We start from the raw sequence: 12,351 nt of genomic DNA on the forward strand, positions 1-12,351 counted from the left end.
GGCTCCCGAGGGGGAGAGTCGTGTCCATCCCACGACGGGACTTTATAACCCGGCCTGGCCGTGCGACCGGGGGACGTACTCGTTCGGGACCGTTCTTTTACCGATCCGTGGGCTAGATTCGAACATGTCGCGGGGGTCACGTCGCTCGTCGTCGTCAGCGGAGGACCTCGCCGATCCGTCCGGGGACGACGCCGCCGACTCCGCCGTCGACGACGAGTCGGACGAGGACGGCGCGGTCGCCGCGGGCCCCGCGGGTCGTTCTCGCGGCGTCCGCGCCCGCCTCGCCGTCCGCGACCCCCCGCACGCCCCGGTCGCGGAGGCGCTCCCCGACGGGTCGGTCGCCACGGACGTGGAGCGGGTCCGCCTCGACGACGCCGTGGTCTCGGAGTTCCGCACCGACCGGCTGATCGGCGCGGAGCCGGTGTTCGCGGCCGACGGCGAGTACGTCTACCGGGTCCGGAGCTCCCCCGCGGAGCCGTACCCCTGTCGATCGATCGAGTCGCTCGGTCACCCGGTCTCCGACGTCACGGTCCGGACGGCCCCCGACCGGATCCTGCTCACGCTCTCGCTGCCCTCGGTGGACCCGATCGACGAGATCGTCGAGACGGTCGAGGCCACCGGGGCGTCGGTCACGCTCGAACGGCTGACGCGCTCGGGCGCGTCGGGGAAGGGCGACCCCGTCGTCGTCGATCGGGGGCGGCTCACCGACCGACAGCGCGAGGTCGTCCGGACCGCCCAGCGGCTCGGCTACTTCGAGTACCCTCGAGAGACCGACGCTGAGGCGGTCGCGGCCGCCGTCGGGATCGCCCGCTCCACGTTCGCCGAGCACCTCGCGGCCGCGCAGCGCCGGGTGTTCGACGAGCTCGTGGACCCGTGACCGATGGCCGGGAGCCGAGGCGGGGACTCGCGACCGATGGCCGGGAGCCGAGGCGGAACACCGCCGCCCTCGCGATTCCCGCGCGATGAGGCGAACCGCGGTATTGAAACGACCGAAGCCCCGAGTTGACGTATGCACCGCAGACGGTTCCTCGGGCGGGTCGGCGCGGCCGGAATCGGTACCGGGGCGACGGCGGTCCTCGCCGGCTGCGTGGGCGTCGGCGGCGACCCCGACTACGACGTCGGAATGCTCGCGGCCGCGTACCAGCCCGCGGAGCTGACCGTGTCCGTCGGCGACACCGTCGTCTGGGAGAACACGAGCTCGCGAGCGCACACGGTCACGGCGTACGAGGGGGCGATCCCCGACGCGGCCGACTACTTCGCCTCCGGCGGCTACGACGACGAGCAGACCGCCCGCGACGCCTGGGAGTCCGACTTCGGCGGCGGGTTGGAGAGCGGCGACCGCTTCTCGCACACCTTCGAGGTCGCCGGCCGCTACGACTACGTCTGTATTCCCCACGAGACGGGCGGGATGTACGCGACCGTCCTCGTGGAGGAGTGACGTGTGCCGGCGGCGACGCGGGCGGTCGGTCTCGCTTCCGGCGAGCCAGTTCCGCGCCCGGCGAGCCAAACCCGCTCCCGACGAAACCCATTAAGCGCCCGCGACCCCAACTCACGGTAACAGACAGCTAATGAACGTCTCGACGCTCCTGGGGACCGACGTCCTCCTGTTCCTCGCCATCGGGCTGCTCGGCGGCGCCCACTGCATCGGCATGTGCGGCCCGCTCGTGACGGTGTACGCCGGCCGGATGCGCGAGGGGAGCCGGACGGACGGCGGGGGCGCGACGGACGGCGGCGCCGCGTCCGCGACCGCCGACCGCCGCGGGAGCCACCTGACGACCTACGAGGTCCGCCAGCACGCGCTGTTCAACCTCGGTCGCGCGGCGAGTTACACGGTCATCGGCGCGGCGCTCGGCGCGCTCGGCGGGGTCGTCCTCGTCACGACGGCGACGCTGACGGGCGCGGCGGAGGTCGTCCGCGGCGTCGTCGGTCTCGGCGTGGGCGCGGCCGTGATCCTCGTCGGCGTCCGGTACGCGCTCGGCGGCGCCACGGGCGGGGTCCACCTCCCGGGGCTCGAACGGGTCACCGGGTGGCTCACCGGGCACGTCGACCGGCTCGCGAACGGCCCCGGCATCGTCGGGCTCGGCGCGGTCCACGGGCTGCTCCCCTGCCCGATCCTCTATCCGGCGTACCTCTACGCGTTCGCCAGCGGCTCGGCGGTCAGCGGCGGGGTCGCGCTCGCGGCGCTGGGAATCGGTACGATGCCCGCGGTGTTCCTCTACGGCACAGTGATCGAGGGGATCGACGCCGTCCACCGGCGCCGGGTCCACCGGCTGCTCGGCGTCGCGTTCGTCGCGCTCGGCTACGTCCTGTTCGCGCACGGGCTGATGTCGGTCGGGATCCACGTCCCCCATCCGCGGCTCCCGTTCTGGAACCCGCTCGACGCCGGGATGATGGGGGGGATGTGACGATGACGGAGGCGATCGACCGATGAGCGCGCCCGACTGCACCCTCTGCGAGCTCCCGACCGACGGCGTCGACGTGGTCGACGACGAGGGCAACGAGTTCTGCTGTCCGGGCTGCCGCGACGTGTACGCGGCCCTCGGCGACGTCGACGTCGACGCCGACGCGGTGCGCGAGCGGCGGCGCGCCGACGGCGAGGACGGGGACGACGCCGACGACTCCGACGACGTGCCCGCCGACCACGAGGCGACGTTCCTCGAAGTGGACGGGATGCACTGCGCGACCTGCGAGGCGTTCATCGAGACGGTCGCCACCCGGACCGAGGGCGTCAGCGCCGCGAGCGCGAGCTACGTCACGGACACCGTCCGGATCGACCACGACCCGGATGGGGTCTCCACCGACGACCTCTCCGAGGCGGTGAGCGGGCTCGGCTACAGCGCGTACCCCCGCGACGACGCCTTCGCGCGCCGGCAGGCCGACAACATGGCGACGGCCCGGCTCGCGGCCGGCGTGCTCGTCGGGATGGCCGTCATGCTGCAGTACATCGTCATCATCTACCCGACCTACTTCGCGTTCCCCTTCTACAACGAGCGCACCCTGGAATACCTCAACCAGGCGATGTCGTCGACCTCGGGGACGTACTTTTTCATCGTGATCGCGGTCCTGACGACCGTCGTCCTCCTGTTCACCGGCAAGCCGATACTGCGGGGCGCGTACGTCAGCGCGAAGACGCGGTCGCCGAACATGGACCTCCTCGTCGCCATTGCGGCGGTGAGCGCCTACGTTTACAGCACGCTCGCGGTGATCTTCGTCGAGTCGCCGTCGATCTACTACGACGTGACGGTCGCGATCATCGTGATCGTCACCGTCGGCAACAGCTACGAGGACGCGGTGAAAAAGCGCGCGACCGAACTCCTCTCCGACCTCACGGCGGTGCAGGTTGACAGCGCGCGGCGACTGACTGCCGAGAGCGACGCGGCCGGCGAGGCGAAGGCCGGCGAGACCGAGGAGGTCGCCATCGACGACCTCGCCCCGGGCGACCGGCTGCTGGTGCGGGCCGGCGAGCGCGTTCCGGTCGACGGCGAGGCTGTCGCGGGCGACGCGGCCGTCGACGAGTCGGTCGTCACGGGCGAGTCGATGCCGGTCCGGAAGACGCCCGGAGACGAGGTGGTCGGCGGCTCCGTCGTCGCGGACGGCTCGCTCACGGTCGCGGTCGGGCCGGACGCGAGCTCCAGCCTCGACCGCGTCGCGGAGCTCGTCTGGGACCTCCAGAGCGGAAACCACGGTGTCCAGAAGCTCGCCGACCGGCTCGCGACCGTCTTCGTCCCGGTAGTCCTCGGGGTCGCGATCGTCGCCGCCGCGGCCAACCTCGCGCTCGGGAACGGCGTGACGGAGGCGATGCTCGTCGGGCTCACGGTGCTCATCGTCTCGTGTCCCTGCGCGCTCGGACTCGCGACCCCGCTCGCGGTCGCCGCGGGGATCCGCGACGCGCTCGAACGCTCGATCGTGATCTTCGACGACACCGTCTTCGAGCGGATCCGCGACGCGACCACCGTCGTGTTCGACAAGACGGGGACGCTCACCACCGGCGAGATGGAGGTGGTCTCGGCCGACGTCGACGACGACCTGCTCCGGCTCGCGGCCGCGCTGGAGGAGCGCTCGGCGCACCCGGTCGGGCGGGCTATCGCCGCGGCCCGAGCGAGCGCGGGCGGGGGGCCGGGAGACACCGACGCGTCACCCGCTCCGTCCGCGGTTGCCGACGGCGGGACGGCCGAAGCGGCCGAGACCGGTGGCGGGCCCGAGGCGACCGCCGGAGACGACTCCGGCGAGCCGCTCGCCGTCGAGGGCTTCGAGAGCCACGCCCGCGGCGTCTCCGGGATGGTCGACGGGACCGAGATCGTCGTCGGCCACCCCGCCCTGTTCGACGAGCGCGGCTGGACGGTCCCCGACGCGATCCGCGAGGCGGTCGCCGAGGCGCGCGACGTGGGTCGCGTCCCCGTCGCGGTGGGGCGCGACGGCGCGGCCGAGGGCGTCGTCGTGGTCGGCGACGAGCTGCGCGAGGGGTGGGAGGAGACGGTGACCGCGCTCGACGACGAGGGCGTCGACGTGGTCGTCCTGACCGGGGACGACGAGCGCGCGGCGACCGTCTTCAGCGAGCACGACGCGGTCTCGTCGGTGTTCGCCGGCGTTCCCCCCGAGGGGAAAGCGGAGACCATCGAGCGGCTGAAGGCGAGCGGGCTCACGGTGATGGTCGGCGACGGGACCAACGACGCGCCGGCGCTCGCCGCCGCGGACCTCGGCATCGCGCTCGGCGGGGGGACGGCGATGGCGGCCGACGCGGCCGACGTGGCCATCGTCGACGACGACCTCGGCTCGGTCGCGACCGTCTTCGAGCTCTCGCGGGCGGCGGGCCGCCGCGTGAAGGGGAACATCGGCTGGGCGTTCCTTTATAATGCGGTCGCCATCCCGCTCGCGGTCACCGGCCTGCTCAACCCCCTGTTCGCCGCGGTCGCGATGGGCGCCTCCAGCCTGCTCGTCGTGACGAACTCCTCGCGGGCGCTGCTGGACGATTAACGCGGGCGTCGGGGTCGTCGGTCCCCCGCCCGACGCGCCGCGACCGCAACCGACTTTCCCCTCACGCGACTACCCTCAACCATGTCACAGCGACAGCAGTCCTTCGACGTTCCGACCCGCGACGGGATGCCCGTGCTCGGGCTCGGCACGTGGGAGAACGACGACCCCGCGCAGTGTACCGAGTCGGTGAAGACGGCGCTGGAGACCGGCTACCGCCACGTCGACACCGCCCAGATCTACGGCAACGAGGCCGCCGTCGGCGACGGGATCGCCGCGGCCGACGTCGACCGCGACGACGTCTTCCTCGCGACGAAGGTGTGGATCGACCAGCTCGCGCCCGAGGACGTGGCCGCGTCCACCCGCGAGAGCTTAGAGAAGCTCGGCACCGAGTACGTCGACCTGCTGTACGTCCACTGGCCGGCGGGCGCGTACGACCCCGAAGAGACGCTGCCCGCGTTCGCCGAGCTCCGCGACGACGGGCTCGTCGACCGGATCGGCGTCTCGAACTTCGAGCCGCACCACCTCGACGCCGCGACCGACGCGCTCGGCGAGGCGCCGTTCGCGAACCAGGTGGAGATGCACCCGCTGCTCCGACAGGAGGAGCTGCGCGAGTACGCCGACGCCAACGGCGTCGAGCTCGTCGCCTACTCCCCGCTGGCCCGCGGGAACGTGCTCGGCGACCCGGCGATCACCCACATCGCCGAGAAGCACGGCGTCAGCGCGGCGCAGGTGAGCCTCGCGTGGCTCCGCGAGAAGGGCGTCACGGCCATCCCGAAGGCGACGGGCGAGGACCACATCGCCGACAACTGGGCGAGTCTCGGGCTCGAATTGGACGCCGAGGACGTCGAGGAGATCGACACGCTCGGCCGGACCGACCGCCAGCTGAACCCGGACTTCGGGCCGGACTGGGAGTAGGGTCCGCTGCGGTCGGGTCCGACCCGCGACCCCGGCGGGATCCCGCCGTCAGGTCACTCGCTCGCCGCCGGGAGGACGATCGTGATCTCGTTCCCGCGGTCGGAGGCCGAGTCCACGTCGATCCCGCCCTTCGACATCTCCACGGACCAGTAGACGAGCCAGAACCCCAGCCCGCTGCTGTGGTAGACGTCGGTCATGTCGTGGTCGCCGGTGAGGACGTTCGCCTCCACGGTCGGGATCGGCGCGTGGTCGTCGCTGACGACGAGCTCCGCGCCGCGGTCGGTCCGACTCAGGGCGACCCGCACCGTGGGTCTCCCGCCGGCGGCGTGCCGGACCGCGTTCTCGAGCAGCTCGATCACCGCCGACCGAAGCTCCGCGCGCCCCTCGATCGTGACCGCATCGAGGGAGGAGACCTCGATCGAGGCCTCCGGATGACGCTCCCGAACCGCCTCGACGCACTCGGCGACGGCCTCGCGGAGCTCGATACGCTCGGTTCCCTGTCGCTCGGTGATCAGGTCGATGATCTCGCGCTCCTTCTCGGCGGTCTCGAGGAGCCGTTCGCCCACCCGCCGGATCACGGCGGTGTGTTCGGTCGACTCCGGCGCCTCGGACGCGATGAGCTCCGCCGTCCCGAGGATGACGTTGAGGTCGTTCCGGAGGTTGTGCCGGAGGAGGTTGTCCATTACGACCAGCTGGCGCTCGCGGCGCCGCCGGTCGGTGACGTCCTTGGCGAACCCCGTGATGCGGACGACCTCGCCGTCGCTTTCGATCGGTTCCGCCTGCACCCACACCCACCGATTGTAGTTCTCGTCGGGGTTCACCCGGTACTCCATGTCGACCGAGGTCCCGGCGGCGAGCCGCTCCATCGCCGCCTCGACGGCCGGGACGTCGTCCGGGTGGATCGCGTCGAGAAACGTCCGCGGATCGGCTTCCAGCCCGTCGATCGATCCGCCGTATATCTCCTCGTAAGCGGGGTTCACGAAGAGCAGCTCCGTCCAGTCGGCGTCGAACATCCACAGCACGTCGCTCGAGACGGCCGCGATCTCTCGGAGGTACGAGGCCGTCTCCTCGTGATCGCGCTCGGCCCGCACCCGGTCGGTGACGTCGCGGGAGCTGACGACGTACCCCTCGATCAGGGCGTCGGTGAGGTTCGACATCCGGCTCTCCAGCCAGACCCACGAGCCGTCCGCGGTCCGGTGCCGGTACTCGACCGACTCCTCGGTGAACTCGTCGTTCTCGACGGTGCGGTAGAACGCGTCCTCGACCGCCTCCCGCTCGCTCGGGTGGACGTACTCGAAGGCGATATCGCCGAGGAGCTCCGACGGGTCGAACCCGAGGATCCGTTCCGCCGCTCCGTTGACGTAGGTGAACCTCCCCTCCTCGTCGAGGAGGGCGATCTTGTCCTGCGCCTGATCGAGCAACAGCTCGAGCGGCTCGGACTCGTTCATTTTCCCGTACTTACTTACGCGGAAACATAACGGTCACGAAGTTTCACGCCCGTGTTTTGCGGCTTTTCGACCGACTCCGGGGCCGTCGGGTTCGGCGGCTTTTCGACCGACTTCGGGGGCGTCGGGTTCGGCCGCGGTTCCGACGGCTTCGTTCCGGGGCTCCTCCCGACTTCAGACGTGCTCCGCGAGGAAGTCGACGATATCGCGGTACGCCTCGATGCGGTTCTCCAGCTTCGCGAAGCCGTGGCCCTCGTCATCGAAGATCAGCTTGCGGACCGGGACGCCCTGCTCGCGCGCCTCCTCGACGATCTGCTCGGCCTCGCCCACGGGCACCCGCGGGTCGTTCTCGCCGTGGAGGACGAACAGCGGCGCGGCGATCTGCTCGATGTTGTTGATCGGCGAGATGGACTCGAGGAACTCCCGGTCCGCGTCGAGCGAGCCGTACTCGGCCTCTCGGAGCTCGCGACGCCAGTCGCCGGTGTTCTCCAGGAAGGTGACGAAGTTCGCGATGCCGACGATGTCGACGCCGGCCGCCCACAGGTCGGGGTACTCGGTCAGCGCGGCGAGCACCATGAACCCGCCGTAGGAGCCGCCCATCGCGACGACGCGGTCGGGGTCGACCTCGGGGTGGTCGTGGAGCCACTCGACGCCCGCCTCGATGTCGGCGACCGAGTCCATCCGCTTCTCCACGTCGTCGAGCGCGGAGTACGCCTTGCCGTACCCCGAGGAGCCGCGGACGTTCGGTTCGAAGACGGCGTACCCGTTGTTCAGCAGGTACTGCTTGACCGAGGCGAACGAGGGGCGGCGCTGCGACTCCGGCCCGCCGTGGATGTCCACGACGACAGGGTAGCCGCCCGCGGGCGGTTCCGTCTCCGGGACGGAGAAGAACGCGGGGATCTCCCGCCCGTCGAAGGTGGGGTAGTGGACGAGCTCGGGCTCGACGAACGTGTCCGGCGGGATCCCGGCGGTCGAGGCGGCGGTCCAGCGCTCGGTCTCGCCGGTCATCGTCTCGACGACGTAGACGTTCGCGTTGTGGGTGCTCCCGGTCGCGGTGATCGCGAACCGGTCGCCGTCGGGCCCGAAGCTCACGCCGCCGGCGACGCCCTCGGGGAGGTCGGGGGCCGGGAAGGGGTCGATCCGGTCGGGCTCGACGAGCTCGCCGACCGTGATCTCGGTGTAGCCGTCGACGTTCCGGGAGTAGACGACGCGGCGGGACTCCTCGTGGACCGCGACGCCGTCGACGTTCCACCCGTCGTCGCCGCCCGGCTTCTCGGGCACATCGCTCGCCTCGCTCTCGTCATCGCCGGACGCGATCACCGAGAAGTCGCCGGTCTCGAGGTCGAGCCGCTCTAAGCGGAGCGTGTCGCTGTCGCGGTCGGTGACGAGGTACAGCGACTCCCCGTCCGGCCCCCACTCCGGGCTGCCGTACCGCACGTCGCCCTCGTGGGGCGTGTGGTGGGTCAGGTCGCCGCTCGCGACGTCGAGCGTGTACACGTCGTGGTCGAACGAGGACTGCGCCTCGTGGACGATCAGCCGGTCGTCGCTCGGCGACCAGCCGGCCACCGAGAGCCAGCCGTCGCCCTCGTACACCAGCTCCGCGTCGTCGCCGGTCGCGTCGCGCTCCTGCACGTACACGTCGAACACGGACTCGTCGCGCCGGTTCGAGGCGAACGCGAAGCGGTCGCCCTCGGAGTCCCACCCCCCCCAGCGGTGCTTCGCCTCGGGGCGCTCGGTGAGGTCGACGATCTCGCCGGACTCGTAGTTGAGCCGGTACAGCTGCGCGCGCTCGTTGCCGCCCTCGTCCATGCCGAAGACGGCCTCCGCGCGCTCGGGCGAGGAGTCGGCGAACGAGACCGACTCCTCGAAGAACGTGTGCTGTTCGGGCCACCCCAGCGGCTCGTCGACCGACCACACCTGCCCCGTGCCGGTCGTGTTCAGCAGGAAGGAGAGGCGACCGTCGGGGCCGAGGTCGGCCCCGCCGGCGTTCCGCACGTTGAGGTACCGTTCGATGTCGTATCGGTGCATGAGGTCCGATTCCGGCCGCGGTGGGAAACCGTTTCGGGTGGTGGAACGGGCGGTTCCCGACCGTTTCCGTCCGCCCGACCGCGCCGCGATGCCGTGTCTTTTTATCCGGGCCCGCCGTCCGGTCGGCGTATGCGCGTCGCGTTCGTCTCGCTTCTCGCCCCGGGTCACGGCGTCACGCCGGCCCGGGAGCGAACGCGACGGGTCGCCAGCGGGCTCGCCGACCGCGGCCACGAGGTCGTGTGGCTCTGCGCGCGGTGGTGGGGCGGCGACCACGACGTCTTCGAGGAGGACGGGATCGAGTACCGGTCGGTGGCGGCCGACCCGTCGCCGACGGCGTTCGCCGCGCGGCTCCCGCTCGCGCTCCGCCGGGTCGCCCCCGACGTCGTCCACGCGGTCAACAGCCCGCCGACGCCGGGGCTCGGCGCGACGGTCGCGGGGACGCTCGCGCGGACCCCGGTCGTCGTCGACTGGTGGCGCGACCACCCCGCGGACGCCGCCCGGCGGTACCGCTTCCTCGCCAAAGGCGCCGACAGGGTGACGACGCCCTCGCGGACGACGAAGACGCGGGTCCGCGAGCACGGGGCCGACGGCGACGACGTGCGGGTGGTCCCCGAGAGCGTCGACTTCGACCTCGTCGAGGCCGCCGACGTCGACGACCGGTTCGACGCGGTGTACGCGCGGCGGCTGGACCGCCACGCCAACGTCGAGACGTTCCTCCTCGGGCTCGCGGAGCTCCGCGGGCGCGACTGGACCGCCGCCGTCGTCGGCGACGGCCCCGAGCGCGAGCGGATCGAGGCGACCGCGAGCGACCTCCGGATCGCCGACCGGGTGTCGTTCCTCGGCGACCTCCCGCGCCGCGAGCGCGTCGAGTTATTTAAAGGGACCCACGTCGTCGCCGCGACGGCGACGTGGGAGACGTTCGCGACGGAGCTGTTGTGGGCGCTCGCGTGCGGCTGCGTCGCCCTCGTCGAGTACCAGGCGGACTCCAGCGCCCACGAGCTGGTAGAGGGCCGCGAGCGCGGGCGCCTCGTCACGAGCCCGGCCGAGCTCGCGGACGAATTCGTCGCCGTCGGCGACCTCCCGCGGCGGACCGTCGAGCCAGACTTCGCGGGCTACGACCACGACGCCGTCTTGGACCGGTACGTCGAGACGTATCGGGAGCTCGTCAGCGACTGATACGTAGAGAACGGAAGCGAACGGCTCGAAACCGCGGGCCGCACCGCCGGAACCGCCGGACGCCGACTACTCCTCTTGGGTGATCGTGCCGCCGTACTTCATGAAGACGAACGCCAGCCCGAGCGTGCTCACCATCGCGATGAACGTCGCGACGCCGAGCGCGCGGGCGCCCTGCGGGACGAAGACGGCGTTCGAGCCGCCCCCGCCGCCGGTCGACTCCGTCTCGATGTCCTCGCCGACGGCGAGACCGGCGTGCATGCCGACGGCGGTGTGGGGCACGCAGTGGTAGTGGGTGATACCGACGTCCTCCTCGCTCGTCTCGTACTCGTAGGTCGCCCCCTCCTCGCCGACCGGGTCGCCGCTGTCGAGGGCGGCCGGGCCCTCGACGTTCTGCACGTTGTGCGCCCCGCCGTTCCCGGTCCACTCGAACGTGATCGTCGTGCCCGTATCGACCCAAAGCAGGGTCGGGTCGAACGCGAGCCCCTGGTCGCCGGCGCCGACCGACACGGTCACCTCGCTCTGCCCGCGGGCGTCCTGGTACGACCCGACGTTCCCGCTACTGGCCCCGCTCGGCCAGACCGGCTGTTCCTCCTGTGCCGCCGCGGTCCCCGCCGTCACCGTCGCCGCCCCGGCGGCAGCGGTCGCGCCGCCTGCGGTCCGCATGAACGCGCGCCGGGAGACGTCGTCCGAGCTCATACCCCCCGGTTTGTGACGGGCTGTAGTGAATATGTTGATCCGGTCGCGGGCGGCGTCGCCGTCCCGCCCCGCCCGCGAGGACCGACGTGTCGCCGATGAGCGTATAAAAACAGCGCCCGTAACTCCCGCATGAGCTACCCGGTCACCTACTACTGCCCGCACTGCGGGACCCTCGTCGAGCTGGAGCGCGACGGCTACCTCGCGGACAAGTCGGTGACGCCGTACCCCCTCGACGGGTGGACGTACGTCGCCCCTGCGGAGCCGTTCGAGGACGCGGCCGACGTCGACGGCGTCCGGTTCGTCTGCGGCGAGAGCGACGGGGTCGTCTGGGACCCCCACGACGGAGTGCGCGGGACCGACGTCGGCGGCGAAGTCAGTGACGGCGGACAGACCGGCGAGGGCGCCGGCAGCGCCGGAGACGGTGACGACGGCGCCGCTGACGGCGAGGACCCCGGCTGCGGCGAGCCCTTCTACCTCTCGTTCGTCCGGTACGACGAGGGGCGCGAGATCGACCCGCGCGCCGAGAGCGAGCTGGTCGAGATCGACCCCGACCCGCGCCCGAGCGGGCCGCGGGGGCCGAGCGGACCGAGCGGCGTCGGGGACGACGGCGGCTCCGACGGCGGGTTCTGGTAGCGCGACGCTGCGGGGCGGCGCTCGGAAGCAATCTGCCACGATCGACCGTACTATTATCTTCGCGAGGCGCGACGGGACAGGTATGCCGGACACCAAGTCGGGACGTGACAAGCAGGCACGCGACGAGGAGCGCCGACGTATCGAGCGGGATATTACCGAGGCCCGCGAGCGCGGCGACGAAGCGGAACCGCCGGACAACGGTCCGGAAGCGTGTTATCGGCGGGGCTGCGACGAGCCCGCCGCGTTCAGGGTCACCGAGCGGTATCAGGAGGACACCGGGAAGGGCGCCGTGGAGGCGACCGCCCTCCTCTGTACAGACCACACGGTCGCGGAGGGGCCGGCCAACCTCGACAGCGCGTACGATGAGTACGTCTTCCGCATCGAGCCGATCTCGGCCGGTGACTGACCGGAGCGGGCGACGGCGTCGCTCGCCGAACGACGCCAACAGACAAGCCCCTTAATGCGGGAGCGAGAAGGCTCGGGT

General features: G+C 71.6%; 11 protein-coding genes. 8 read left to right on the forward strand and 3 right to left on the reverse strand.

The genetic code is table 11. The features are described from left to right. The first annotated feature begins 124 nt into the window (after positions 1-124). The 5 genes from Hrr1229_RS02955 (at position 125) to Hrr1229_RS02975 (ending at position 5,889) form a co-directional block, all read left to right on the forward strand. Positions 125-877: a helix-turn-helix domain-containing protein gene (locus tag Hrr1229_RS02955; protein WP_123114273.1), complete on the forward strand. Its 753-nt coding sequence runs from the start codon at positions 125-127 to the stop codon at positions 875-877. 132 nt (positions 878-1,009) lie between these two features. Then, positions 1,010-1,438, forward strand: a complete 429-nt coding sequence (locus tag Hrr1229_RS02960; protein WP_123114272.1) for a plastocyanin/azurin family copper-binding protein — start codon at positions 1,010-1,012, stop codon at positions 1,436-1,438. Positions 1,439-1,568: 130 nt separating this feature from the next. Beyond that, positions 1,569-2,405: a sulfite exporter TauE/SafE family protein gene (locus tag Hrr1229_RS02965; protein ID WP_123114271.1), complete on the forward strand. Its 837-nt coding sequence runs from the start codon at positions 1,569-1,571 to the stop codon at positions 2,403-2,405. A 22-nt stretch (positions 2,406-2,427) separates the two neighbouring features. After that, entirely contained in the window at positions 2,428-4,974 is a 2,547-nt protein-coding gene (locus tag Hrr1229_RS02970; protein ID WP_176329331.1) for a cation-translocating P-type ATPase, read from the forward strand. Between the two features lie 126 nt (positions 4,975-5,100). Continuing rightward, the gene (locus tag Hrr1229_RS02975) at positions 5,101-5,889 is read left to right on the forward strand and encodes an aldo/keto reductase (protein WP_123114935.1); all 789 of its coding nucleotides are present in this window, start codon (positions 5,101-5,103) and stop codon (positions 5,887-5,889) included. A gap of 53 nt (positions 5,890-5,942) precedes the next feature. Here Hrr1229_RS02975 and Hrr1229_RS02980 read toward each other — a convergent pair whose 3' ends face one another. Both Hrr1229_RS02980 and Hrr1229_RS02985 read right to left on the reverse strand, forming a co-directional pair. Beyond that, a complete protein-coding gene (locus Hrr1229_RS02980; protein WP_176329332.1) occupies positions 5,943-7,337 on the reverse strand; it encodes a PAS domain-containing sensor histidine kinase in 1,395 nt (464 codons plus the stop codon). A gap of 171 nt (positions 7,338-7,508) precedes the next feature. Next, complete coding sequence (locus Hrr1229_RS02985) at positions 7,509-9,362, reverse strand: S9 family peptidase (RefSeq protein WP_123114270.1); 1,854 nt, start codon at positions 9,360-9,362, stop codon at positions 7,509-7,511. 129 nt (positions 9,363-9,491) lie between these two features. Here Hrr1229_RS02985 and Hrr1229_RS02990 point away from each other — a divergent pair, with 129 nt between their 5' ends. Beyond that, positions 9,492-10,538, forward strand: coding sequence for a glycosyltransferase (locus Hrr1229_RS02990; protein WP_123114269.1), 1,047 nt, complete (start codon positions 9,492-9,494; stop codon positions 10,536-10,538). A gap of 66 nt (positions 10,539-10,604) precedes the next feature. Here Hrr1229_RS02990 and Hrr1229_RS02995 read toward each other — a convergent pair whose 3' ends face one another. Next, positions 10,605-11,234, reverse strand: a complete 630-nt coding sequence (locus Hrr1229_RS02995; protein WP_123114268.1) for a halocyanin domain-containing protein — start codon at positions 11,232-11,234, stop codon at positions 10,605-10,607. Positions 11,235-11,363: 129 nt separating this feature from the next. On the opposite strand from Hrr1229_RS02995, the gene Hrr1229_RS03000 reads away from it, so the two are divergent. Further along, positions 11,364-11,867 (forward strand): hypothetical protein, encoded by a 504-nt coding sequence (locus Hrr1229_RS03000; RefSeq protein ID WP_123114267.1) that lies wholly within the window; start codon positions 11,364-11,366, stop codon positions 11,865-11,867. Between the two features lie 82 nt (positions 11,868-11,949). Then, positions 11,950-12,273, forward strand: coding sequence for a hypothetical protein (locus Hrr1229_RS03005; protein ID WP_123114266.1), 324 nt, complete (start codon positions 11,950-11,952; stop codon positions 12,271-12,273). Positions 12,274-12,351: the final 78 nt, after the last annotated feature.

The sequence above is a fragment of the Halorubrum sp. CBA1229 genome (genome assembly GCF_003721435.2).
In the GTDB taxonomy this organism is placed as follows: Archaea; Halobacteriota; Halobacteria; order Halobacteriales; family Haloferacaceae; genus Halorubrum.